At 64.5% G+C, this 24,440-nt stretch carries 23 protein-coding genes and 1 tRNA gene; 13 read left to right on the top strand and 11 right to left on the bottom strand.

Features of this window, described 5'->3' with window-relative positions; genetic code table 11:
- Positions 1 to 22: 22 nt before the first annotated feature.
- The 5 genes from RQP55_RS10420 (at position 23) to RQP55_RS10400 (ending at position 3,440) form a co-directional block, all read left to right on the top strand.
- On the top strand, positions 23 to 469 hold the full coding sequence (locus RQP55_RS10420; protein ID WP_315610128.1) for a hotdog fold thioesterase: 447 nt from the start codon (positions 23 to 25) through the stop codon (positions 467 to 469).
- Positions 466 to 1,179, top strand: a complete 714-nt coding sequence (locus tag RQP55_RS10415; protein WP_315610127.1) for an SDR family NAD(P)-dependent oxidoreductase — start codon at positions 466 to 468, stop codon at positions 1,177 to 1,179. The genes RQP55_RS10420 and RQP55_RS10415 overlap by 4 nt, the downstream gene beginning before the upstream one ends.
- Entirely contained in the window at positions 1,179 to 1,781 is a 603-nt protein-coding gene (locus tag RQP55_RS10410) for a 2-hydroxychromene-2-carboxylate isomerase (protein WP_315610126.1), read from the top strand. Before RQP55_RS10415 ends, RQP55_RS10410 begins: the two co-directional genes overlap by 1 nt.
- A gap of 77 nt (positions 1,782 to 1,858) precedes the next feature.
- A complete protein-coding gene (locus tag RQP55_RS10405) occupies positions 1,859 to 2,653 on the top strand; it encodes an SDR family NAD(P)-dependent oxidoreductase (protein ID WP_315610125.1) in 795 nt (264 codons plus the stop codon).
- A gap of 13 nt (positions 2,654 to 2,666) precedes the next feature.
- Positions 2,667 to 3,440, top strand: a complete 774-nt coding sequence (locus RQP55_RS10400; RefSeq protein WP_315610124.1) for an enoyl-CoA hydratase — start codon at positions 2,667 to 2,669, stop codon at positions 3,438 to 3,440.
- A gap of 116 nt (positions 3,441 to 3,556) precedes the next feature.
- Here RQP55_RS10400 and RQP55_RS10395 read toward each other — a convergent pair whose 3' ends face one another.
- A complete protein-coding gene (locus tag RQP55_RS10395; RefSeq protein ID WP_315610123.1) occupies positions 3,557 to 4,354 on the bottom strand; it encodes an enoyl-CoA hydratase/isomerase family protein in 798 nt (265 codons plus the stop codon).
- A gap of 73 nt (positions 4,355 to 4,427) precedes the next feature.
- Between RQP55_RS10395 and RQP55_RS10390 the strand changes: the two genes are divergently transcribed.
- Positions 4,428 to 4,501: transfer RNA gene (locus RQP55_RS10390), tRNA-Gly, on the top strand.
- A 57-nt stretch (positions 4,502 to 4,558) separates the two neighbouring features.
- Here the strand turns inward: RQP55_RS10390 and RQP55_RS10385 are convergent.
- Positions 4,559 to 5,554 carry an AraC family transcriptional regulator gene (locus RQP55_RS10385; protein WP_315610122.1) on the bottom strand — a complete coding sequence of 332 codons (996 nt, stop codon included), beginning with the start codon at positions 5,552 to 5,554 and terminating at the stop codon, positions 4,559 to 4,561.
- 112 nt (positions 5,555 to 5,666) lie between these two features.
- Between RQP55_RS10385 and RQP55_RS10380 the strand changes: the two genes are divergently transcribed.
- From RQP55_RS10380 to RQP55_RS10360, 5 genes are read left to right on the top strand one after another with little or no spacing between them, the layout of a single operon-like run.
- Complete coding sequence (locus tag RQP55_RS10380) at positions 5,667 to 6,644, top strand: quinone oxidoreductase (RefSeq protein ID WP_315610121.1); 978 nt, start codon at positions 5,667 to 5,669, stop codon at positions 6,642 to 6,644.
- The gene (locus tag RQP55_RS10375; protein ID WP_315610120.1) at positions 6,641 to 7,489 is read left to right on the top strand and encodes a TauD/TfdA dioxygenase family protein; all 849 of its coding nucleotides are present in this window, start codon (positions 6,641 to 6,643) and stop codon (positions 7,487 to 7,489) included. Before RQP55_RS10380 ends, RQP55_RS10375 begins: the two co-directional genes overlap by 4 nt.
- A 15-nt stretch (positions 7,490 to 7,504) precedes the next feature.
- Positions 7,505 to 8,557: a 3-keto-5-aminohexanoate cleavage protein gene (locus tag RQP55_RS10370; RefSeq protein ID WP_315610119.1), complete on the top strand. Its 1,053-nt coding sequence runs from the start codon at positions 7,505 to 7,507 to the stop codon at positions 8,555 to 8,557.
- Positions 8,554 to 9,105, top strand: coding sequence for an RBBP9/YdeN family alpha/beta hydrolase (locus RQP55_RS10365; protein WP_315610118.1), 552 nt, complete (start codon positions 8,554 to 8,556; stop codon positions 9,103 to 9,105). Before RQP55_RS10370 ends, RQP55_RS10365 begins: the two co-directional genes overlap by 4 nt.
- Positions 9,106 to 9,132: 27 nt before the next feature.
- Positions 9,133 to 10,422, top strand: a complete 1,290-nt coding sequence (locus RQP55_RS10360; RefSeq protein ID WP_315610117.1) for an MFS transporter — start codon at positions 9,133 to 9,135, stop codon at positions 10,420 to 10,422.
- Here the strand turns inward: RQP55_RS10360 and RQP55_RS10355 are convergent.
- The 5 genes from RQP55_RS10355 to RQP55_RS10335 are packed head-to-tail and all read right to left on the bottom strand — an operon-like array spanning position 10,407 to position 18,669.
- Positions 10,407 to 11,792: a mannitol dehydrogenase family protein gene (locus RQP55_RS10355; protein ID WP_315610116.1), complete on the bottom strand. Its 1,386-nt coding sequence runs from the start codon at positions 11,790 to 11,792 to the stop codon at positions 10,407 to 10,409. The genes RQP55_RS10360 and RQP55_RS10355 overlap by 16 nt on opposite strands.
- On the bottom strand, positions 11,789 to 13,189 hold the full coding sequence (gene uxaC, locus RQP55_RS10350) for a glucuronate isomerase (protein WP_315610115.1): 1,401 nt from the start codon (positions 13,187 to 13,189) through the stop codon (positions 11,789 to 11,791). Before uxaC ends, RQP55_RS10355 begins: the two co-directional genes overlap by 4 nt.
- Before the next feature lie 40 nt (positions 13,190 to 13,229).
- Complete coding sequence (locus tag RQP55_RS10345) at positions 13,230 to 14,804, bottom strand: family 43 glycosylhydrolase (RefSeq protein WP_315610114.1); 1,575 nt, start codon at positions 14,802 to 14,804, stop codon at positions 13,230 to 13,232.
- Complete coding sequence (locus tag RQP55_RS10340; protein ID WP_315610113.1) at positions 14,804 to 15,799, bottom strand: alpha/beta hydrolase; 996 nt, start codon at positions 15,797 to 15,799, stop codon at positions 14,804 to 14,806. Before RQP55_RS10340 ends, RQP55_RS10345 begins: the two co-directional genes overlap by 1 nt.
- 29 nt (positions 15,800 to 15,828) lie before the next feature.
- Positions 15,829 to 18,669, bottom strand: coding sequence for a TonB-dependent receptor (locus RQP55_RS10335; protein WP_315610112.1), 2,841 nt, complete (start codon positions 18,667 to 18,669; stop codon positions 15,829 to 15,831).
- A 206-nt stretch (positions 18,670 to 18,875) separates the two neighbouring features.
- Between RQP55_RS10335 and RQP55_RS10330 the strand changes: the two genes are divergently transcribed.
- On the top strand, positions 18,876 to 20,222 hold the full coding sequence (locus RQP55_RS10330; protein ID WP_315610151.1) for a pectate lyase: 1,347 nt from the start codon (positions 18,876 to 18,878) through the stop codon (positions 20,220 to 20,222).
- Positions 20,219 to 20,608, top strand: a complete 390-nt coding sequence (locus RQP55_RS10325) for a cupin domain-containing protein (protein WP_315610111.1) — start codon at positions 20,219 to 20,221, stop codon at positions 20,606 to 20,608. The genes RQP55_RS10330 and RQP55_RS10325 overlap by 4 nt, the downstream gene beginning before the upstream one ends.
- 3 nt (positions 20,609 to 20,611) lie before the next feature.
- Here the strand turns inward: RQP55_RS10325 and RQP55_RS10320 are convergent, their stop codons facing one another.
- The 4 genes from RQP55_RS10320 to RQP55_RS10305 are packed head-to-tail and all read right to left on the bottom strand — an operon-like array spanning position 20,612 to position 24,439.
- Positions 20,612 to 22,051 carry a carboxylesterase/lipase family protein gene (locus tag RQP55_RS10320; RefSeq protein ID WP_315610110.1) on the bottom strand — a complete coding sequence of 480 codons (1,440 nt, stop codon included), beginning with the start codon at positions 22,049 to 22,051 and terminating at the stop codon, positions 20,612 to 20,614.
- Positions 22,038 to 23,042, bottom strand: a complete 1,005-nt coding sequence (locus RQP55_RS10315; protein ID WP_315610109.1) for a sugar kinase — start codon at positions 23,040 to 23,042, stop codon at positions 22,038 to 22,040. The genes RQP55_RS10320 and RQP55_RS10315 overlap by 14 nt, the downstream gene beginning before the upstream one ends.
- A 9-nt stretch (positions 23,043 to 23,051) precedes the next feature.
- Positions 23,052 to 23,807 (bottom strand): 2-dehydro-3-deoxy-D-gluconate 5-dehydrogenase KduD, encoded by a 756-nt coding sequence (gene kduD, locus RQP55_RS10310; protein ID WP_315610108.1) that lies wholly within the window; start codon positions 23,805 to 23,807, stop codon positions 23,052 to 23,054.
- Positions 23,807 to 24,439 (bottom strand): RpiB/LacA/LacB family sugar-phosphate isomerase, encoded by a 633-nt coding sequence (locus RQP55_RS10305; RefSeq protein WP_315610107.1) that lies wholly within the window; start codon positions 24,437 to 24,439, stop codon positions 23,807 to 23,809. Before RQP55_RS10305 ends, kduD begins: the two co-directional genes overlap by 1 nt.
- Between the last annotated feature and the right edge of the window lies 1 nt (position 24,440).

The following is a 24,440-nucleotide window of genomic DNA, read 5'->3' as shown; positions in this document are numbered from 1 at the left end:
GCTTTCCGCCAGACCCGTTGCCATGAGCAACGCATCGATCTGGTGGGGCGGGCAGCGGCCCAACCTGGAACCCATGACCGCGCTGGGTGAAAATGCCCTGCCCGGCCATATCGGCATCGAATTCGTCGATTGCGGCGATGACTGGATCCGGGCGCGGATGCCGGTGGACGAACGCACCCAGCAGCCCTTCAAGCGCCTGCATGGCGGGGCCTCGGTCGCGCTGGCCGAAACGATCGGCTCGGTTGCCGCCAGCTATTGCGTTGACCGCGAAAAGTTCGTGGCGGTGGGGATGGAAATCAACGCCAACCACATCCGCCCGGCCTATTCGGGCTGGGTCTATGCCACCGCCCGGCCCGAGGCGCTGGGGCGGACGACCCAGGTCTGGACGATCCGGATCGAGGATGAGGCGGGCAAGCTGGTCTGCATCTCACGCTTCACTGTCGCGGTGATCCCGGTCGAGCGCAAATGAGCCGCTCGGTCGCAGTCATCGGTGCGGGTGATTTCATCGGCGCGGCGATCGCCCGCCGGTTTGCAGCCGAAGGGTTCCGGGTTCACGCCGGGCGGCGCAATGGCGATAAGCTGGCCCCGCTGCTGGGTGGCAATATCACCGGCCGCAGCCTTGATGCCCGCGACAGCGAAGACGTAACCGCCTTTCTGGCCGAGGCCGAGGCGCAGGCACCGCTGGACCTGGTGGTCTTCAACGTGGGGGCAAACGTCCAGTTTCCGCTGACCGAAACGACCGACCGGGTGTTCCGCAAGGTGTGGGAAATGGCCTGCTATGCCGGGTTCGTTTCGGTGCGCGAAGCGGCGAAGCTGATGCTGCCGCGTGGGCAAGGCAAGATCTTTGTGACCGGTGCCACGGCCGGGCTGCGTGGCAATCCCGGTTATGCCGCCTTTGCCGCGGCAAAGGCCGGCCTGCGCGCCACGGCCCAATCGGCCGCACGCGAATTGTGGCCGCAGGGCATCCATGTTGCGCACCTGGTGATCGACGCCGGGGTCGATACCGAATGGGTCCGCGCCCGCGTGACCGAACGGATCGGGGCCGAGGCCCTGGCGGCCCAGCCTGACCTGCTGATGCCACCCGAAGCCGTGGCCGAAGCCTATTGGGCGCTTTACAACCAGCCGAAATCTGCCCGGACGTTTGAACAGGAAATCCGGCCTTATGGGGAGAAGTGGTGATGGCGCGCGAAATCGATTTCCTGTTTGACTTCGGCGGCCCCAATTCCTGGTTCGTGCACCGTGCGATCCCGGCGATCGAAGCCAAGGGCAAGGTCAAGTTCCGTTATGTGCCGGTCCTGCTGGGCGGGATCTTCAAGGCCACCGGCAACAAGCCGCCGCTGATGACCTATGGCCATGTCGCCCAAAAGGTTGCCTATGACCGGCTGGAGATGGAGCGGTTCATGACCGCGCACGGGATCAGCGGCTTCCAGTTCAACCCGCACTTCCCGGTCAACACCCTGCTGGCGATGCGCGGCGCGATCGCGGCCGAGCAGCTGGGCTGCGGGCCAGCCTATCGCGAGGCCATGTACACCGCGCTGTGGCAGGACGGGCAAAAGCTGGATGAGCAGGATGTCTGGACGCGGGTCCTGCAGCAAGCCGGGCTGGACGTGGCCGCACTGAGCGCCCTGGTTGCCGACGAAGCGGTCAAGGCCGAGCTGGTTGCCAGCACCGAAAGCGCAGTGGCACGTGGCGCATTCGGCGTGCCGACCTTTTTCCTCGGCGATGAAATGTGGTTCGGCAAGGACCGCCTACGCGATGTGGTGGAGGCGGCTGGCGGCTGAACCTTGCCAAGCACTCGGCCCGGATGCATGGTGCTTTAACCGACCGGTTAAAGCTGGCGATGCGCGGAGAGCCTGAGATGAGCGAATTCCCCCTGCCTTATAACTCGACTGACCTGCACGGGCGGGTCGCGCTCGTTACCGGTGCCTCCTCAGGCCTGGGCGCGCGCTTTGCCGAAGTGCTGGCCAGCCAGGGGGCTGCCGTGGTGCTTGCCGCCCGCCGCAAGGACCGGCTTGAGGCGCTGGCCGACAAGATCCGCGCCGCCGGTGGCCGGGCCATGGCCGTGCAGATGGACGCGACCGACGCGGACTCGATGATCGCCGCCGTCGCCGCGGCCGAGGATGCCTTTGGCACGGTCGACATCCTGATCAACAACGCCGGAATGCCCGACGCTCAGCGCGCTCACAAGATGAGCCTTGAGCTGGTCGACAACGTGCTGGGCGTCAACCTGCGCGGGCCGTGGATACTCTCCTGCGAGGTCGCCCGGCGATTGATTGCAGCGGGCAAGCCGGGCCGGATCGTCAACATCAGTTCGGTTGCGCACTTCCGTTATGATGGAAGCGGCGCGGCGCTCTACGCCGTGACCAAGACGGCGATTGCCCGCATGACCGAGGCGCTCAGCGTGGAATGGGCGCCCTATGGGATCAACGTCAACGCGATCGCGCCGGGCATGTTCGTTTCGGAGATGACCGACGGGATGTTTGAGCGGATGGGCGGCAATCCCGCCCCGCACCTCGCCCGCCAGCGCGTGCCGGTGCCGGAACAGATGGACTCCACCCTGCTCTACCTCGTCGCGCCGGCCAGCGAATGCGTGACCGGCGCGGTCATCCGGATCGACGACGGACAAAGCTCGGCCGTCCGGCTGCGCAAGTAAGGAGACTACGCCGATGCTGGTTACTGTCGAACGCGATGGCGCGGTTGCCGTAATCACCCTCAACCGGCCCGAGGCGATGAATGCCCTCTCGCGCGGGCTGCGCGCGCAGTTGGCGCAAGTGATGACCGAACTTGACGCAGAAGACAGCGTCCGCGCCGTGGTGCTGACCGGGGCCGGCACCCGCGCCTTCACCGCCGGGCTCGATCTTAAGGAACTGGGCGTCGAGGGCCTCGGCGCCGCCAATGCCAGCGAGGCAGCGGCCAACCCGGTCAAGGCGATCGAGCAGTGCCGCAAGCCGGTGATCGGTGCGATCAATGGCGTGGCGATCACCGGCGGGTTCGAACTGGCGATTGCTTGCGACATCCTGATCGCGAGCGACAATGCCCGCTTTGCCGATACCCATGCGCGGGTCGGGATCATGCCGGGCTGGGGCCTGTCGCAGAAGCTTTCGCGCCTGATCGGGATCAGCCGGGCGAAGGAACTGTCGCTTACCGGCAACTTCCTCGATGCGCAGACAGCCTGCGCCTGGGGCCTGGTCAATCGCATGGTTGCCGCAGACGAACTGCTGCCTTCGGCCAAAAAGCTGGCCGCCGATATCGCCAGTGCTGATCCGGCGATGATCGGGGCCTACAAAAAGCTGATCGATGATGGCTATGCCCTACCGTTCGGCGAGGCCATGGCGCTGGAACACAGCACCTCATCGGCCCGCAACGCGCAGGTCAGCGGCGATGAAGTGGAAGCGCGGCGGCTGGCAGTAATGGACCGGGGCCGCTCGCAGACAAATTGAGGTTTGCGCTGCGCTTCACATCACCAGCCCTCCCCCCCGGCCCAACCACCCATAGGGTACCTTGACCGGGTGGTTGGGCCGGGGGAGCGGGCTGGTGATGCAGGCCCAGTAAAAACCTAGCGATCGCTCCAGTTCGGCGGGCGCTTTTCAAAGAACGCCTGCTTCGCCTCGGCAAAGTCACCCGCCTGGCCCAGCATCACCTGCTGGCGGTCTTCCAGCGCGAAGGCGTGTTCCATGCTGGCGGCATCGATGTTGAGGTTGAGCGCGTCCTTGGTCAGCCGTAGCCCCATCGGGCTGGTCAGCAGCATCTCTCCGGCCAGCGCGAGCGCCTTGTCGAGCAGTTCTTCGTGCGGGACAATCTCGCTGAACAGGCCGCAAGCCACGGCCTTTTCCGCGCTCATGAACTTGCCGGTCAGCAGGTATTCGCTGGCGACCGAGCTGCCGACCAGCCGCGGCAGGAAATAGCTGGCCCCCATGTCACAGCCACCCAGCCCGATCTTGATATAGGCCGCGTTCATCCGCAGGTCCGGCGCGGCATAGCGCACATCTGACGAGAGCAGCAGCGAGAAGCCGCCGCCGCAGGCTGGCCCCTGGGCACAGGCGATGATTGGCTGCGGGCACTTGCGCATCGCCTGCATCACGGCCGCGATCATCCGCTGGGTCCGCCAGGATTGGTGGATCGGGCCAGCATCGGGGTCTGGCGTCCAGCCCCCAAGGTCAAGTCCGGCGCAGAACGCACGCCCTTCGGCCCGCAGGATCACCACCCGCACCGCGGTGCGCTGGACCAGCCCGGTGAAGTAATCGAGCAGAGCCTGGATCAGCGCTTCGTTCATGGTGTTGAGCTTGTCCGCCCGGTTAAGGCTGACCACCTCTACCGCGCCGCGATTTTCGATTGTGATCACCTGTTCAGCCATGTTCTCGCCCCGCAATTTGGTTTGAGTCCAGTTGACCGACACCAACCGCCGTGGCAAGACCCCTCGCGCCCGAGCGGGTGTAGCTCAATGGTAGAGCAGCAGCTTCCCAAGCTGAATACGAGGGTTCGATTCCCTTCACCCGCTCCACTTTCCTGTCCGCTGACGTCTGGCAAAAGACGCCCCAAAGGCCCGCTCGGTCTTGGGCTACCGGCGTCTGGTCCGCGGTGGCGCGCCGAAGACCCGCCCGTGCCAGCGGCTGAACGCCCCGACCGAACCATAGCCCAGAAATTCCGCGATGTCGGTGATCCGCATCCGCGGGTTGGCGAGATACTGCGTGGCCAGTTGCATGCGCGCCTCGTTAAGCAGCTTCTTGAAGCTGGTCCCATCGGCATCGAGCAGGCGCTGCAGCGTTCGCACGGTCAGCCCCATCGAGGCGGCGCAGTTCTGGATCGAGGCGCGCCCCGCGGGCATCAGCAGGCGGATCAACTGGTCGACATCCTGGGTGACTGACCGCTGTGACGGGCTCATCACCGCGTCGAGCAATTGCCGGGCATGGCGGGCCAGCTGATCGTCGGCGCGCTGGTTCGGACGATCGAGATCGATCCGGCGCAGGACGATCCCGTTCAGCTCGCTGTCGAATTGCAGGGGGCAGCGGAACACGCGGGCGAAGATCGGCTGTTCCGCTGCAGGCGGTGCCTGGTGCGAGAAGCAGACCATCCGGGGCGACCAGTCCTTTCCCAGCACTTCGGTGCACAGTCGCATCAGCACCCCCAGCGCAAGGTCCGATGACTGGCGTAGCGGCTCTGGCCGGCGCAGGGTGAAGTCTTCATGCAGAACCGTGTCCTCGCCCATGTCCTCAAGCTGCAGAACCAAGGTCGAATTGATCCGCGCCCGGAATTCCTGAAGCGCGGTCAATGCATGACGCAGTGTGGGCTGGTGGGCGATCAGCAAGCTGCTGGCGCCCAGGTTGGCCAGCGCGCGGCCCTCGGCCATGCGCAGCCCCAGAGTAATGCAGCCGCTTTCCGCCGCGCTGCGTTCCAACAGGCGGATCGCAGCGCGCGCGGGGATCAGCTGCTCGGGATTGACCAGCAGGTCGGCGGACAGCCCCTGTTCCTTGAGCAGCGGACGCGGGTCGAGACCGAGGCCGGCCATGGTCTCGATATAGCCGGATAAGGCGGCAACGCGGACCAGTTCAGTCATTTCTTCCCCAGAGCCAGCTGGCATCAATTGGTAAAACAATGTCACGAAATGTGAAAACTGCAAGCGCCGACAGGCGTAACTTCCGGTCAAAGAGCTTGGGAGAGCAAAGAACGTGGCCAAGGCTGTACGTTTCCACGCTGCGGGCGGACCGGAAGTCCTGCAGGCCGAAGATGTCGAAGTGGGCAGCCCCGGCCCCGGCGAAGTGCGAATCCGCCACGCCGCCGTGGGCTGCAACTTTGCCGATACCTACTTTCGTTCGGGCTATTATCCGGTCCAGCCGCCCTGCGGCATCGGCGTGGAAGCGGCCGGCACGATCGAAGCGATCGGCGAAGGGGTGGCCCATGTCGGCGTGGGGGACCGGGTCAGCTACAATGGTGGGCCGCTGGGCGCCTATGCGACCGAGCGAGTCATGCCAGCCGCGCCGCTGTTCAAGCTGCCGGACAATGTTTCCTTCGAAGTGGCCGCGGCATCAACCATGCGCGGGCTTTCGGCAACCTACTGGCTGATGAAGACCGACCCCCGGCTGAAGGCGGGCGATACGATCCTGCTCCATGCGGCGGCGGGCGGGGTTGGCCTGCTGGCGGTGCAGGTGGCCAAGCTGCTCGACCTGCGTGTCATCGGTACGGTTTCGAGCGAGGAAAAGGCGGCGAAGGCCAGAGAGCTCGGCTGCGACGAGATCATCTTCTACCGGCGCGAGGATGTCGCCAGCCGGGTCAGGGAACTGACCGGAGGTGAGGGCGTGCAGACGGTGTTCGATTCCGTGGGCAAGGACACGTTCGAGGGCTCGCTGAAATCGCTGCGGCGGCGCGGCGTGCTGGTGGGCTGCGGCACGGCCTCGGGACCGTTCCCGCCGATCGACGCCTTCCAGACCATGCTCCAGGGCTCGGTCTATTTCATCCGCCCGGCCTTTGCCGACTTCTTCGCCGATCCGGCCGAGCGCGCCGAGATGGCCAAATTCTGGTTTGATCACTTGTCAGCGGGACGGATCAAGGTCGAGATCGGCCAGCGCTATAGCCTGGACCAGTGCGCCGAAGCACACCGCGATCTCGAAGCTGGCAAGACCATCGGTTCATCGGTGTTCGTGCTGTGAAGATTGAACGGCTCACCCAGCACATCGGCGCCGAGGTGGTTGGGGTGAACCTGGCCGAAGCGGTGCGCAACGACGACCTGTTTGGTGAGATCAAGGCCGCGCTGCTGGATCACAAGGTGTTGTTCCTGCGCGATCAGGACATCAGCCGCGCTGACCATGTGGCCTTCGCCCAGCGTTTTGGGCAGTTGGAAGATCATCCCGTGGCGGGTAGCGATCCGGACCACCCCGGACTGGTCCGGATCTACAAGGATGAGAATTCACCGCCTGATTTCTATGAAAACTCGTGGCATGCCGACACGACCTGGCGCGAAGCCCCGCAGATGGGCGCAGTGCTGCGCTGCGTCGCTTGCCCGCCGGTTGGCGGCGACACCATGTGGGCCAACATGGAGCGCGCCTATGAAGACCTGGCGGACCACATCAAGGAAACCATCGCGCCACTGAAGGCGCGCCATTCGATCGAGGCCAGCTTTGGCGCACGGATGCCAGAGGACAAGCGGCTGGCGCTGAAAGCCCAGTTTCCCGATGCCGAGCACCCGGTGGTTCGCACCCACCCGGAAACCGGCGCGAAGAGCCTCTACGTCTGCGGGTTCACCACCCATTTCACCAATTTCCACACCGCAGCCAACGTCCGCTATGGCCAGGATTATGCGCCGGGCGGGGCGCAGCTGCTGCACTATCTGATCGCCCGTGCGCAGATCCCCGAATATCAGGTGCGCTGGCGCTGGCAGCCCGGCTCGATGGCGATCTGGGACAACCGCTGCACCCAGCACTACGCCGTGATGGATTATCCGCCCTGCGTCCGCCGGATGGAGCGCGCCGGGATCATTGGCGACAAGCCCTTTTAGGACAGGAGAGAGACCATGCAGTTCTTCGATGAAAGCCTGCTGCCCGAATACCAGGATCCGCTGGTCATCCAGGTCGCGCCCTATGCCCCCAGCTTCATGCCGCAGGACAGCGACGATATTCCGGTGAGCTTCGCCGAGCAGGTCCAGAAGGCGGTCGATTGCTACAATGCCGGGGCAACCGTGCTGCACCTCCACGTGCGCGAACCTGATGGCACGGGTTCAAAGGACCTCGACCGGTTCAACGAAATGCTCGACCGGCTGCGCACCGCGGTCCCCGACATGGTGCTGCAGGTCGGCGGCTCGATCAGCTTTGCACCCAAGACCGAGAGCGCGGCGGCCGAATGGCTGGATGACGACACCCGGCACATGCTTGCCGATCTGACCCCGGCGCCCGATCAGGTGACCCTGGCGGTCAACACCAACCAGATGAACGTGATGGAGCTGATCACCGAGGAAGACGTTGGCGGCACCACCATGTGGGACGTCTACCGCGAAGCCTATACCGAGATGTACTACGATGCCGGGCCGAAGTTCATGAAGGAACACATGAAGCGGTTGACGGCCTCGGGTATCCAGACCCACTTCCAGGTCGGCTGTGCCCGCGACCTTGAAACGGTCGAGCGGCTGGTGCGGAGCGGCCATTACATGGGGCCGATGGTCTGCAACTGGGTAGCGATCGGCGGCGGGCACGATGGCCCGAACCCGCGCAACCTGATGGAATTCGTCAACCGCCTGCCGCAAAACGCAGTTTGCACTGTCGAAGGGCTGATGCGTTCGATGTATCCGTTGACCGTGATGGGCATTGCCATGGGCCTGCATGTCCGGGTTGGGCAGGAAGACAACCTGTGGGGCCGCCGCGGCGAGCGCGCGACCTCGGTCCAGCAGATCGAGAAGATGGTGCGGATTTCGGAAGAGCTCTACCGCCCAATCGCGAGCGGCAAGGAAGCCAAGGCTATCTACCAGATCGGCACATTCTACGCGAGCGTCGAGGAAACGCTGGAGAAGAACGGCTGGCTGCCCAACCCGCAGCCCAAGGCACGCCCCGCCCCGGTTCGCGCCGCCGCATGACCGCGACGGTCCTCTTCGTTCCGGGCTTGCGGGACCATGTCGAGGACCACTGGCAGACCCATGCTGCCCGTGCCTTTCCGGGGTCAGTGACGGTTGCACCGCTCACTCAGGACCGGTTGTCGCGGGCAGCGCGGGTTGCCGCGCTTGATGCTGCGCTCCAGGCCATTGATGGCGAGGTCGTGCTGGCCGCACACAGCGCTGGCTGCCTGATGGTTGCGCACTGGGCCTTGGCCCCGACACGCCCGATCAAAGCCGCGCTGCTCGCCACGCCCGCCGATGTCGAGCAACCGTTGCCGCCGGGCTATCCATCGTTCGAGGACCTCTCCGCCAATGGCTGGCTGCCGATCCCACGGGCGAGGTTGCCGTTTCCGGCACTGGTGATGGCCAGCCGCAACGATCCGTTGGCCGGCTTCGACCGGATAAAAGGCCTGGCCAGCGACTGGGGTGCAGAACTGCTCGACGCCGGCGAAGTGGGGCACCTTAACCCGCCCGCGGGCTATGGACCTTGGGCCGATAGCCAGCGTCTGATTGAACAGCTCCGGCAATAGCTGACCCCGGGGAGAGGAAAACAGGCCATGGCCGGACATATCCCGCAAAGCAGCACCCCAGCCGGCGGACCGGACCGGGTGACCGTCTATGCCTGGCTGGTCTTCGCGCTCAGCTTTGGCCTGCTGATCTCCGATTACATGGCGCGGCAGGTGCTGAATGCGGTCTTCCCGCTGCTGAAGGCCGAATGGAGCCTGAGCGACGCCCAGCTTGGCCTGCTTTCGGGCATTGTCGCAATTATGGTCGGCGTGCTGACCGTCCCCCTCTCGCTTGCGGCAGATCGCTGGGGACGCGTGCGCAGCCTTACGCTGATGGCGATCCTGTGGAGCCTCGCAACGCTGCTTTGCGCTGTGGCCAAGGATTTCGGGACAATGCTGATCGGCCGCGCGCTGGTCGGGATTGGCGAGGCAGCTTACGGCAGCGTCGGGATCGCCGTGGTGATCTCGGTCTTCCCCGCACGGCTGCGGGCAACGCTGTCCGCCGCGTTCATGGCTGGTGGATCGTTCGGCCAGATCCTTGGCGTCGCGATTGGTGGCGCTATCGCCGCCAGCCACGGCTGGCGGACCGCCTTTGCCGCAATCGGGATCGCCGGCCTGGTCCTGGGCGTGCTATACCCGATCATTGTCCGCGAACGCCGGATCCGCGCGCTCGCCGGCGGACCGGCACTCGCAAGCCGGGTGGCGGAGCGCATTCCGCTGCGGGCGCTGGTCGGCAACCGCTCCATACGGCTGGCCTATCTGGCCAGCGGGCTGCAGCTGTTCGCGGCAGGTGCGCTTCCCGCCTGGCTACCCAGCTATTTCAACCGTTATTACCACTTGCCGGTCGACAAGGCGGGATCGCTTGCGGCCGTGTTGCTGCTGGTATGCGCCGCGGGCATGATCCTGTGCGGGATGCTGAGTGACCGCATCGCACGCGAGCGGGCGGAGCTCAAGATTGCCCTGGCCATCGGCTATTCGCTTGGCACCGCGCTATGCCTGACACTGGCCCTGCTGCTGCCCCCTGGCCTGCCCCAGCTCATCCTGCTGGGCGCCGCAATGTTCCTGGTGGCCGGGACAGTCGGCCCGGTAGGAGCGATGGTTGCCAATCTGACGCCGCTCGCCATCCATGGCTCTGCCTTTGCCACTTTGACACTGGCCAACAACCTGATTGGCCTGGCGCCGGGACCGATCCTCACCGGGCGGATCGCCGATGCGATCGGCCTGGCTGACGCGTTCCGGTTGCTGCCAGTGCCGTGCCTGCTGGCCGGGCTGACCTATGCGGTCATGCGGCGCAGCTACCTGACGGACCTTGCCGTCTGTCGCGGTCAAGCCACAGGGTAGGAATTGTCCGAACGCAAGTGCGCCGCGATCGCTTTACAATCGGCGGCCGTTGGGTGCCAGACTTCGCCCATCAGCCCACCGGGTCCGAATAGGGCCGCAAGCGGGTCTGCCGCGCCCGCCGCAAGGCCAAGCTCTGCCGCACGGGGATCGTCCACCGGGCCATTCGCGCCGCGCAGGTGGCGGATCCAGGCGGCGATGCCCTGTTGAATGGCCGGACATTCACGGGCCACCGCCTGATTGGCGGCCAAGGTATCAAGCCAGCGCTGGGGCAGTTTCTGGCTGCCGTCCATCGCGATCTGGATCAAGCGGTGGTTGAGCGCCGGATTGGCAAAGCGTTCGATCAGCGCCGCGCCATAGGCGGACAGATCCTGCCCAAGCCCGGCAGCAACCGTCGGCGCGGCTTCATCGCGCAGCAGTGCTTCAACCAGCGGGCGCAGCACCGGATCAGCCACGGCCTGGTGGACATAGCTATGCCCATGGGCCAGCCCGGCATAGGCCAGGAACGAGTGCGCGCCGTTGAGCATGCGCAGCTTGGCTGTCTCATAGCTGCGAACATCGTTGACCAACTCTGCCCCCACCCTCTCCCAGCACGGGCGTGGACCGGCGAAGCGGTCTTCGATCACCCACTGGCTGAACGGCTCGGTCACGACGGCGGCCCGGTCTTCTAGCCCGATCTGCGCGGCAAGCTCGGCCCGATCGGCATCGGTCGTGGCCGGGACAATCCGGTCAATCATGGTTGAGGGACAGGCGCAGGCCCGCTCAAACCACGGCAGCAGCGCAGGATCGTGGCGGTCAAGGTATTGCGCCATCAGCCGGGCCAACTGCTGCCCATTGTCAGCCAGGTTGTCGCACGACAGCAGCGTCAGGCCCGCCAGTCCGGCATCGTGGCGGCGGCGCAAGCCGGCAGAAATCAGCGCGTAAAGCGATCCATCATCGGCAAGCGCAAGGTCAAGATTGCCGTCCGCCGCGCGGCAATAGCCCTTTTCGGTGACCGTCAGGCTGACCACGTGGCAGGCCGGATCGGCGATCCGCTCGATCACGGCGGCGCGTTGCCCCCGCGCCACCAGCACGCCTCGCACCGCTCCGACCAGGCGGGTATGCCAGCCCGCCTCGGACCGTTCGGTCACAGTATAGAGCCCATCCTGCGGGTTCATCTGCTCGGCCACCCCGGGCGAGCGAAGCGAGACGCCGGTTATCGCCCAGTCGCGATCGCCCGCCGCCATCGCCAGGTCGGTGTACCAGGCCTGATGGGCGCGGTGAAAAGCACCAATCCCGAGGTGGACAATGCCCGCGCCTTGCGCAGCGCGGTCATAGCCGCAACGGGTGACCGCGCCGTCCAACGCGCCGAGGCTGGCATGCGACAGCCTCACAGCTTGTAGGCCGCCTTGGCAAGGTTGTAGCTCAGATCCTGGGCCAGTTCGGCGGCCTCCCAGTCTTCCAGCCGGTGCTCCATCACCAGATCGGCAAGGAACCCGCAGTCGATCCGCCGCGCCACATCGTGCCGCGCCGGGATCGAAAGGAAGGCGCGGGTATCGTCGTTGAACCCGACCGTGTTGTAGAAGCCGGCCGTTTCCGTGCACATCCGGCGGAAACGGCGCATGCCTTCGGGGCTGTCATGGAACCACCAGGCCGGACCCAGCTTCAGGCAGGGATAATGCCCGGCCAGCGGGGCCAGTTCGCGGGCATAGGCGGTTTCATCCAGCGTGAAGAGGATCAGTGACAGGCGGGCGTCATTGCCGAAACGGTCCAGCAATGGCTTGAGCGCATGGACGTAATCCGTGCGCGTCGGGATATCGGCGCCCTTGTCGCGGCCCAATGCTGCAAAGACCTGCGCGTTGTGGTTGCGGAAAGCGCCGGGGTGCAATTGCATCACCAGGCCATCATCCAGGCTCATCGCCGCCATTTCGGTCAGCATCTGGGCGCGGAACAGCTCTGCCTCGGCAGACGTGCAGCCGCCAGAGGTTACCTTGGCAAACAGGGCTTCGGCTTCTGCGGGGGAAAGGTTGGCAGTCTGCGCGGTCGGGTGACCGTGATCGGTGCTGGTCGCCCCCATCGACGCAAAGAAGGCGCGGCGCTGGCGGTGCGCGGCAAGGTAACCGGGCCAACTGAAGCAATCCTCGCCCGTAAGGTCGGCCAGGGTCTTCAGGTTAGCGCGGAAGCCTTCGAATTCCGGATCGACCACCGGATCTGGGCGGTAGGCGGTGATCACCCGGCCCTGCCAGCCAGAGGCCCGGATCGCGGCGTGGTGCTCCAGGCTGTCGATCGGGCTTTCGGTCGTGGCGATCACCTCGATGTTGTAGCGTTCGAACAGCGCCCGCGGGCGGAAGGCGTTGCTTGCCAGCATTTCGGTGATCGTGTCGAAATAGAGGTCGGCGGTTTGCGCGGAAAGCTGCACGCCCATGCCGAAGACTTCGGCAAAGACCCAGTCGAGCCACATCCGCGAAGGCGTACCGCGGAACAGGTAATAGCGCTGCGCAAACAACCGCCAGCTCTCCCGCGGATCGGCCGCCGGGTTGCCGATACCCAGATCGGCCAGCGGCACGCCCTGCGAATAGAGCATGCGGAACACGTAGTGATCCGGATGCAGCAACAACTCCGCCGCATTGCCGAAGTTGGCATCGGTCGCAAACCACTCGGGATCGGTGTGGCCGTGCGGGCTGATGATCGGCAGGTCCTTCACCTGCGCATAAAGCACGCGCGCCAAATCCCGCGTCGCCGGATCAACCGGCAACAAGCGGTCTGGGTGGAGTTCAAGCATTCGGTTCATTCAGCAGATCCAGCATTGTCGGAGAGGGGCTTGTTGATATTCAGGCGCCGAGCGCACGGTAACGAAAATCCCGGAACCGGCACTCGCCCGGTCCGGCGGCGTAAAGCCCGGGTCGCAGCGCAAGAAAGCCGCCGCGGACATTGTGGTGGTAGCCGGATACTTCCATCCCGCGGTCAAAGCGCCGCCAGGTCTGGCCGCCATCGCCGCTGGTGTGGAAAGCAACGATGTGCTCGCGGCTGGTCACGCGCAGCTTCATCCGCCGCCCATGCGGATTGACCGGACGGGCGCGCTCAATCCCGTACTGATGGGTAACAAAGCGCTGCGCATCAAAGCCCAGCCCGCAATAGAGCTTGTCGTCATAGAACAGCACCAGGCCGGCCGTTGCACCCGGTGCCAGTTCGACATCGCATTCAAACTGGTATGATCGGTCGCCCGCAGTCAGCAGCAAAGGCGATCCGCTCGATGGTGCCAACCCCTTGCCCGCCAGGTGCAGGGCACCATCGGCCAGGCGGATGCGGCCTGCCTCGTCAGCAGCGGGGCGGAAGAAGGTCCATTTCGAGCCGAGCGCCAGCGGCGCGCTGAAATCATCGGACAAGGCCATACCGTGTGGCAGTGCCTGCCCGCCCCGCGGCTTTCGGATCGGGCGCGAAAGGTCGCCACCGGTCATCCGGAACCAGCCATCAGCGGTCCATTCGATCGGATCGAGCAGGCACTGCCGACCCAGCGTCCAGAAGCCTGCCTCATAGCCATGATATAGCGACCACCACGATCCATCCGGTGCCTCGACCAGGCTGGCATGCCCGCGCGACCACCAGGCCTCACCCGCCGACTGCGTTCGGACCAGCGGGTTGCCGGGATGCTGCTCCCACGGTCCGTGGAGCGAGCGCGAACGGGCAGCGATCACCATGTGCCCGGTGGGCGGCCCCGCCGTGCCGCCTACTGCGGTGATCATGTAAAACCATCCGCCGTGACGGTGGATCTTGGGGCCTTCGGGTGAAAATCCCTCGACGTCCCAGGTGTCGGGATAGCGCCACGGATCGTAAACATGCTCGACCGGCCCGGCGACCGAGAGGCCGTCTTCACTCAACCGCACACGGTCGCCGCCGGATAGGAACAGCCAGCGCGAGCCATCCTCGGCCACGGCGTGGCAGGGATCGATATGGTTGTGCAGACCCAGCGGAACTGGATCGCTCCACGGGCCATCGATATGATCCGCCCAGATTACATAGATCTCGTTCTTCGGCTGGGCCTTGACCGGAATGTAGAGGAAATAGCGGCCCTGATGCTTTTCCAGGCTGACCGCCCAGACAGATCCGATGTTCCGTTGAAGCGCCGCGTTGCGCGGCTGCCAATTCACCAGATCGCGACTGTGCCAGATCGTGAGGCCTGGATAGGCATCGAAGCTGGAGAAGGTCAGGTAATAGTCATCCCCGTCCTTCAGCACAGCAGGGTCCGGGTGATCGCCCGACAGCACCGGGTTGAGGAAGCGCCCATTGCCCAGATCGGGCTGACGCTGGCCTTCGATACCCGGACGCCGGTTCGCTGCCGCCGCCACGGACAAGGCCGAAACAAGCGGGGCAAATGCCCCGGCCTTAAGCAAGTCGCGCCGCTCCATCAGCCCAGGCCGACGGTGCGGGCCCAGGCGCGCCACAGTTCGGGCCAGGCCTCCACCGGCTTGCCCACCGCCTTGCGCAGGCCAAAGCCGTGCCCGCCATTGGCAAAGAGATGCATTTCAAGCGGGATGCCGCGTGCCTTTAGCCCCGCGCGCAGGCGCAGGGTATTTTCGACCGGAACGACGTCGTCATCCTCGGCGTGAAGCAGGAAATGCGGCGGGGCATCGGCCGGCACTTGCCGGTCGGGCGAATAGAGTGCTTCGGTCTCGGCCGTGGGGGCCTTGCCCAGCAGCAGCAGCCGCGAACCGGAGTGCGCAATCGCCGGGTCCATGCTGATCACGGGATAGATCGGCGCGGCGCTGTGCGGCTTGGCCGAAAGCCGGTCCGCCGCGTCCACCGGCTGATAGGCCCTGGCTGCGAACCGGGTGGAAAGACTGGCGCAGACGTGGCCACCCGCGGAAAAACCCATGGCGGAAACCCGCTCAGGGTCGATCGCGAAATCGCGCGCACGATGGCGAATCAGGCGCATGGCGCGCAGCGCATCGGCCAGCGGCACGTCGGGGCCGGCAGACCAACCTTCGCCGGGCAGACGATAAAACAGGACAAAGGCAGTGAAGCCGCGGGCCGCCAGCCACCGCGCCATCTCATAGCCTTCCTTATCGACCACGACCCAGCGATAGCCGCCGCCAGGCGTCAGAAGGACCGCCGCACCATTCGGCCGGTCAGGACGGAATACGGCCATCCGGGGTCGGCTGATGCCAAAGACAGCCCGGTCGGTAACCAGTGGATCGGTGGAACGTTCATTGACCGTTTCGGTCAACGCTGCAGCTGGCAGGCCAGGCGCAGTGCCTGGCCAAAGATCGATGGTCTCGCTTGGCTGCGGCAGGCCAGGCGGAAGTGCCCCAACGGCAACGGGCGGAGGCGTTTGCGCCCCCGCCCGAGCGGTTAGGGTAGAGGCCAGTCCCGCGACAATCAGCGACCTGCGGTCAATCGTCATCGGAACCGGCCTCCCGGAGGTTTGCAGGATTACATCTTCACGCGGGCGCCGATCAGGATCGTGCGACCGAAGTGATTGTTCTCGTAATTGCGGTCCGCATCCCAGTCGGTGAAGCGATAGCGATAGGTGTCGAGCAGGTTGTTGCCCTCAACCGACAGCTCCAGCCACTCCGAAACCTTGTAGCGCACCGAGGCGTCAAGGTTGGTCGTCGCGCCATAGCCTTCCAGCAGGTTGCCGGTGCCCGACGAGCCTTCGTGGTAACGCCCACGATAGGACAGCATCACGCGGGCCGCGAACTTGCCATCATCGTAATAAAGCGTGCCGTTGTAGGCCTGCTTCGAAACGTTCGACAGCGTGTTGGTCACGGTCACGTTCTGCAACGCGCCGCCCGGAGCAATGGCCGGACCTTGCAGGTTGAAGGTGGCGTCCGAGCTGATGAAGGTGGCGTTTGCAATCACCCCGAAGTGCTTCAGGAAGCCTTCGCTGAAGGCGCTGAACGGCACTTGCGCAGCCAGTTCCCAACCGTTGAGCTTCGCACCGGAGCCATTGACCGTGGTCGACAGCGTCCAGATCGGCTGCGAGAGCTGCGAGGGGTTGAGTGCAGCTGGCGAGCTGGGGCTCAGCACCGAAGCCGGCAGGCCGGTCTGGGTAAAGGTTGCGCCCGTGATCGAGGCCGACTGGGTGAAGCTGCTTACGTCCTTCTTGAACCAGGCGACAGAGAGCACTGCCTGCGGGGCAAAGTACCATTCTGCGGCAAGGTCATAGTTGGTGGCGCGATAGGGCTCCAAGAACGGGTTTCCGCTGGTAACGCGATAGTTGAAACCGTCAGCCGAGCCACCCGGCGTGAGCGAACCAAGACTCGGGCGGGTCATCACTTCAGCTGCTGCTGCACGCAGGATGACATTCTCAGCCGGGAACAGCGCGAGGTTGGCTGAAGGCAGCCAATCGTCATAATCGCGAGTTACCGTGGCATTCGTGCCACTGACCAGGCCATAAGAGCTCTGATCGGTCTTCACATAACGTACGCCGGCGTTCAGCGCATATTCCAGCCCGCCAAGGTCACCCTTCAGGTCTGCCTGGAAGTAGGCCCCCTTGGTGGTTTCCTGCACGCCCCGGATGTTGCCCGCGTCGTTTGCCGCCGTGCGGTTATAGAGCCCCGTGAAGGCAGCTGCCGCATCGAGATTCGGAACCAGCCAGGCATTGGTGTTGCCGGCTGGCTGGCCTGCATTGCCCATGTTGAACAGCTGCGACAGCGCTGCGGTCACCGGGAAGCCATAGACCGCCGTCGGGCCAAACAGGCTGGTGGGTGAGCAGGCGATCGTGCCCGAAGCGCCGGTCACCAGGCTGGTGCCACCGTTGCCGCAAACTGCGGTATCACGAGTATAAGCGACCAGATCGAAGTTGTAGCGCCGCCACACTGCACCGGCCTTCAGAGTGATCTTGTCAGTCAGATCAAATTCGGTCCGCAGCTGCACCGTCTTGAAGCGGTTGGTGTTGTTCGACGGACGGTCGCGGATTTCAGCGAGCTGGAAGTTGGCCGGATCGGTAACGCTGGTGCCGAAGGTCAGCTTGGGTGTCTTCATGTTCGAATAGTCGAACGAATAGCCCTGGGCGTCGCGGTCATCGAAGATGATCGTCGTTTCAACCGGGATATCCGCGTTCGACTTCGAAACGCCACCCAGCAGGGTAAAGCGCAGGTTGTCGGTCACGTCCTGGTCAAGCGTCGCGCCGATCTGATAGAATTCGGTGCTGCTGTCGCGCTTATAGTGCTCGGTGCGAACCCAGGCGTCGTTCAGCGTCGCCGAGATCATGTTCTTGTTGGCGTCGTAAACCGGGTTCAGCACGTTGATCGAACGCTCGTTCGAACGCAGCAGGACTTCGCCCCACTGCTCTTCGCGCGTCGCGTCGAACTTCGAATAGAGCGCATCGATCGACAGCTTGGTCGCCTCGGTCGGCGAGAACTGCACCGAGCCAGTCAGGCCCAGGCGCTCACGATCATGGGCAACTTCACCGTAACGCGGGATGCGCGGATGGAAGGCCAGGGCAGCCTGATCGCAGGCCGCACTGGCAACATAGCTGCCGCCTGAATTCGGGGTGGTGTAGCAGTTGGTCGTGCCAACACCATCAAACCGGGCCTGGGCCCAACGGACGCTGTTGTTGCCAAGCTCAAGTGTCTTGGTCTTCGAATAGGCTGCGGAAATCGAAGCGCCGAAAGTACCGGCATCGTTGCGCCAGGACAGCAGGCCAGCAAGGCGCGGGCCGACATTGTCCGACAGGTCGTTGTACGAGGCCACCACCGAAGCCGCGGCGGTCAGACCGGCCTTGCCCGCCAGCGGGTTGCCGGTGTTCAGATCAACCACGGCGCCCAGCGAACCTTCATCAAGGCTAGCCTCGGCAGTCTTATGCACGACCAGACTGGAAAACAGTTCCGAAGCGAAGACGTTGAAGTCAAACGCACGATCGCGGTTGGCGCTGGCACCGTCGACCGAGGTCGCGATCGTTTCCATGCCGTTGACGCGAACGCGGGTAAACTGACTCGACAGACCACGCACGGTGATCGCACGGCCTTCGCCGGCATCGCGCGAGATCGAGATGCCCGGGATACGCTGCAGCGATTCCGCCAGGTTCTGGTCAGGGAACTTGGCAATATCTTCAGCGACGATCGCATCGACCGCGGCAACCGAGTTCTTTTTGAGGTTGATTGCGGCCTGCAACGACTGGCGGAAGCCGGTGACGATGATTTCATCGGCCGGGGCGTCTGCTGCGGGCTCGACTGCATCTTGGGCCCAGGCGCTGGCTGGCGCGACGATGGCGCTACCGGCAATCAGGGCAAGCTTGAACAGCATTTTGCTGGTATGGGTCTTGCGCATTTCTACTCCCTCGACGCCGCTCGGGCGCTTCCTCATGATACCGGTGTCAAAGGTAGATATGCGCCTTGTCGCACAGCCCCTCCAGCACCTCTGCTCCCATGCGGTCTTACGGCCGCTACATTCAAAACCGGTACGGTAACCGGTGTCATTTTGTATTGCTCCCGTTCCGAGCCTCTGTCAAGAAGGCGCGCAAGGGAGTTTGCATGATGCGTTACTGGTGGTTGAAGCTCGCGGTATTCCTGGCTGCAATACAAGCGCTTGTCCTGCCCGCAGCGATCATGGCGGGCCCGGTTGAGCCCACCCGTGGGGGAGCTGGCGGTCGGATTATCCGCGTCACCACGCTGGCTAAAGATGGACCGGGCTCTTTCAAGGAAGCTGTTGAAAGCAAGGGCCCCCGGATCGTCGTATTCGAAGTCGGCGGCGTGATTGACCTGGGCCGGGATTCGCTTTTGATTGCCGAACCCTATCTGACCATCGCCGGCCAGACGGCGCCTTCCCCTGGGGTCACGCTGATCCGTGGCGGGATCGATCTGAAAGCGCATGACGTGATCATCAGCCATTTGCGTGTGATGACCGGCCGCGACGGACAGGCGCTGCTCTCTGGCTGGGAGACGGACGCCTTCTCCGCCGTCGGCGCCTATAACGTGATCATCGAACACAACAGCTTCCTGTGGGGGATCGACGAGAACATGTCGGCCTCTGGCGCGCGCTTCACCGGCAATACGGTGGAGGAATGGCGCAAGGGCACCAGTCACAACATCCTGTTCCGCGATAACCTGGCGGCCGAGGGCCTGGCCAATGCCAGCCACCCCAAGGGCGAACATTCCAAAGGCTCACTGGTGCACGACAATGCCACGGGGATCGTCTTCTATCGCAATGTCTGGGCCCACAATGTCGAGCGCGCGCCATTGCTGAAAGGCGGGGTCCAGGCGGTGATGGTCAACAACCTGATCTACAATCCAGGCCACCGGGCGGTGCACTATAATCTGATGAACCTGGAATGGACCGGCCATGATTACGTGACTGGTGAGTTGACAGCTGTCGGCAATGTCATGCGCGGTGGTAACGATACCGATCCGGGACTACCCTTCCTGATGCTGGGCGGCGATGGTGACTTGAAGTTCCATGGGCGTGATAACCGCGCGGTTGACCGCCATGGCAATCCGCTGCCCGAATTCGGCCGCTATGGTGAAACCAAGGCCAAGCTGATCCGGTCGGCCAAGCCGCTGGCTGATCTTTCCGGCCTGCCCCTGCTACCGTCGAATGAAGTCGAAACCAGCGTTCTCCAGACTGTCGGCGCGCGCCCGTGGGACCGCACGCCAGATGACATCCGCGTGCTGTTCTTCGTGGCCGAAGGGCGCGGCGATATCATCGATGACGAGAAGGAAGTCGGCCTCGGCTATCCGCGTCCGGCGGAAACCCGCGCGGCCTTTGTCGAGGCGGACTGGGACCTGACGACGATGCAACCCAAGTCCGGCCGCTATCCTGGCCAGAAGGGCGGCGCGCAGGAAAAGCTGAGCGACCGCGACAAGGCCATGCGGGCGACGAAGTGAGCCTGTCCGCACTGCTCCTGCTTGCCGCTGCACCGCCGATGGTGGTGGTGGACGAGCGTAGCACCCGGCGCGAGGAAGCTCCGCCGCACGGCGCAATCGGAATGAGCACGGCCTATCGCATCAGCGATGCCGTGCCTCAGCCGCGGGCGATGGAATTCCGCCGCCGGGTCCTGCACCGCGGGGCGGCGATCGGCGAACACCCGATCAACCATGACGAAGTCTACTACGTCCTCGGCGGTGAAGGCGAAGTTGTCTCGGATGGCCAGCGCAGCGGCCTGAAGCCGGGCATGGCCGCCTATCTCTACAAAGGTGCGGTCGTCGGGATCCGGCAGCTGGGCCGCAAGCCGCTGTCGCTGATCATCAGCTATCCCAACAATCAGCCCTGAAGTTCAGCTACCGGGCTGGATATAGGGCACCCGGGCAAACAGTTCCCGCTCCCATTTGCGCGGGTCCTTGATCACTCGGCTGACACTGTCGAACACCATCGTCTCACGCCCGGATGCGGTATAGTTGGTCCAGCCTGGATTACCGGTGCGGGCGAAGCGGACGAAAGCATCCATCACCCGATCACTCATCGCCTGGCGGGCGGGAGTCGGGTTCTCGAAGGTGCCGAACGACAGGCCGATATCATCGGTGTGCTTGGCCTGCTCGAAATCGAGCTGGTAGACCCAGGTCTGCTTGACGCCGGCACGGGCGCGGGCATCGGCTTCCTCCACCTGGCCGCGCCAGGAGCGGCCAGCGGTGACCATGCGGTGGAAGACCTGCTCCGCGCTGTCTGCCGGATAGCGGGCACGGAACTGTGCGACGACCCAAGCCGGATCGATATCGACCTTCAGCTCTGGTCCGGCGCGTTGGGGCAGGTTGCCCCAATCGAGCCCCTGCAGCTTGGGATGCTCGGGCGGGAAGAACGCTCGCGTTTCGGCAACCGTATTGCCCAGCAGCATCGGGATCGTATTGCCCTGCGGCGCAGGATCGGGCCAGAACGGATGTCGGTGCAGGTGCTTCATATCCAGCACCGGCCCCAAATAGACCCCGCCGCCCAGCACCGGATCGGTCGCCGAAAGCGCTGCAACCAGCGCCTCGACCGGAGCCGTGGCCGGATCCGCGCCCAGCTTGTCGACAAAGGCCTGCGCGCGCTTGCGGGCGTTGAGCGGGCCCGATGCGGTAACCTGCTGGCCGCTCATGGTAATGGCCTTGTGGAACAGGCCCTTGGCCTCAGGCATGGCCATTAAGGTCGCGATCTTGGCCCCGCCGCCCGACTGGCCGAAAACCGTGACATTGCCCGGATCGCCGCCAAACTTGGCCACATTGGCCTGGACCCATTTGAGCGCGAGGATCAGGTCCAGCTGGCCGGCATTGCCGCTGTCAGGGAAACGGTCGGGCAGGTAGAGGTAACCAAACACGTTGAGCCGGTGGTTGACCGTCACCACCACCACATCGCCGCGCTGGGCCAGCTTCGCCCCGTCGTTCAGCGGATCGGCAACCGAGCCGGTCGAATAGGCGCCGCCGTGGATGTAGACCATCACTGGCTTGGGCTTGGCCGGCTGGGTATCAGGCGTCCAGACGTTAAGAAACAGGCAGTCTTCGCTCTGCGGCTGATAGCGCGTGCCTTGCTGGAGACAAGACGGACCGAGCACAGAAGTCGCAGCGAAATCGGGCTGGCCGAAAGGCAGCGGCTCTGGCGCTTGAAATCGGGCAGCGCGGCCGTAGCGGATGCCAAGCATCGCCTTGGCCTTGGTAGGTCCAGCAAACGCAAGCTGCGGACAGACTGCAAATGCGGCGGCGCCTGCAAAAAGCGCCCGACGACTCCAGCCCTCAGCGCCGGACATCGCCGCCGCTGGCCGAAAAACTCTCAAGAGTAGCGCGGTTCACCAGACACATGTCGCCGGGCACGGCGTGCTTGAGTGCGGTGAGCGCAAGGCCGGTTTCTGCCAGTGAACGTTCGTCCCCGCCTTCAAGCCAAGCGTGGAGCACTCCGGCGGCGAAGGCATCGCCCGTGCCGATCCGCCCAACGATTCCGGTCACGTCGATCTCTGCGGTCTGGTGCGATGCCACCCGGCTGTCGACTCGCGCCGCGATGCGGTGATGGTCCGAGGTGACCAGATGTCGCGCGGTCGAGGCAATCAACTGGAGCTTCGGGAAGGCAGCAAAGGCAGCCTCTGCCGCTTCGCGCCGCCGGTCCGCCCCGTCACCGGAAAAGGTCTGGCCGAGCATCAGCGAAATATCGCGGTGGTTGCCAATCAGGATTGTGGCTTCAGCTACCAGCTCGCGCAGGATCGCGCCGGGATTGCTGTCCCAGCTTGACCACAATGCGCCGCGATAATTGCCATCGAAGCAGATCGGGACTTTGGCCGCCAGCGCGGCGCCGCTGGCGGCTTTAGCCAGCGCCACACCTTTGGGGCCAAGCGCAGGAGTGATCCCGCCGGTGTGGAACAGCCGCGCCCCGGCGAGCGCGCCGGCAAAGTCGATCGCGGTGAGATCGGCCTCGGCAAAGGCGCTGCCAGCGCGGTCATAGGTGATGGCGGAGGGGCGGGGACCCGCGCCGTCCTCCATGAAGTAGATGCCCATACGCCCCGGCGCGCGGGCAAGGAACGCAGTATCGACGCCCGCGCTGCGCAGGGCCGCGACGGCGCGATCACCCAAGGCATTTTCGCTGACCAGCCCGGCAAACCGAACCGCGTGGCCCAGGTTAGCCAGGGCCACAGCAACATTGCCCTCGGCCCCGCCCGAATGCAGCTCCAGACTGTCCGCCTGGACCATCAGCTGCGAACCCGGAGGGGTCAGCCGCAGCAGGAGTTCGCCAAAGCAGGTGACCGTCATGCCTGATGCTTACCGCGCCAGCCAGCCGCCGTCGACAGCCAGGACCTGGCCGGTGACATAGTCTGACGCCTCGGAAGCGAGGAACACCGCAGCCCCGGCAATATCCTCTGGCCGTCCCCAGCGCCCGGTGGGGATCCGCTCAAGGATTTGGCGGTTGCGCGTTTCGTCAGCCTGCAATGCGGCAGTATTGTTGGTAGCGATATAGCCCGGGGCAATCGCGTTGACCTGCACGCCATTGGGCGCCAGCTCATTTGCCATGGCCTTGGTCACGCCGCCAACGCCCGATTTGGCAGCGGCATAGCTTGGCACGCGAATGCCACCTTGGAATGTCAGCAAGCTGGCGATGTTGACGATCTTGCCCGATCCGCGCTCAGCCATGTGCCGCGCGGCGGCCTGGCTCAGGAAAAACAGCGTCTTGAGGTTGGTATCCATCACCGCGTCCCAGTCCTCTTCCGAGAACTGGAGCAGGTCATCGCGGCGGATGATCCCGGCGTTGTTGACCAGCACGTCAAGCCGCCCAAGACCCGCGAGCGCCTCGTCGATCACGCGCTGGACCGGCTCGGTTGAGGACAGGTCAGCCTTGATGTTCACCGCCTTGCGCCCCGTTGCGGCGATCATCGCCAGCGTTTCGGTCGGCTCGCTGCGGCCGGCCAGCGCTACGTCGGCCCCGGCCTCCGCCAAGGCAATGGCAATGGCCTGGCCGATCCCGGTATTGGCCCCGGTGACCAGCGCGGCCTTGCCCGCAAGCGAGAACGAGATCGCCATCAGAGCGCCCGGAGGTAGTCGGCGATCGCCTGGTCCTGGCAGTTCGGATAGAACAGCTCGGCAAACTTTTCGCCGGCGATCGCGGCCTTGAGCAGATCCTGGTCGACCGTCTTGAGTACGGTCAGCATGTCGCGGCACGAAGCGGCCTTCATGTCCTTCAGCTTGCTGCGGTTGGCAGCCATGAAGTGAGCGCGTTCCTTAGGATAGCCGGCGCCGCCTTCATTCTCGAAGATCTTGCGATAGCAGTCCTGCAGGTTGAGCTCGGCGGCCCACCCGAAGCCCTTCGAATAGGGCATCGAGATCGCGTTGCCATCGTTGATCTGGCTGAATAGGAAGGCATCGGTCGGGTCAATCACCAGCCCGCAGAACACGCCCGGCATCGCATTTGCCGCCAGCATCGAACCCATGCCGGTGCCGCAGCCAGTCACAACAAAATCCGCCGCACCGGAATTGAGCAGGATGCCGCTAAGCAACCCGTTCATCACATAGGTCAGCGATGCGGCGTCTTCCGGCGTGTACATGCCATAGTTGAAGACCTGGTGGCCCAGCGGCTCGGCAACAGAGGTTAGCGCCTCGTGCACGATCGCGTTCTTCGCGGCCTGGCTGTTCTCGATGATCAAGGCGATCTTCATG

Source organism: Novosphingobium sp. APW14 (assembly GCF_032337075.1).
Lineage (GTDB): Bacteria > Pseudomonadota > Alphaproteobacteria > Sphingomonadales > Sphingomonadaceae > Novosphingobium.
Note: the sequence above shows the minus strand (reverse complement) of the source record. Positions and strands in the feature narration are given on the sequence as shown.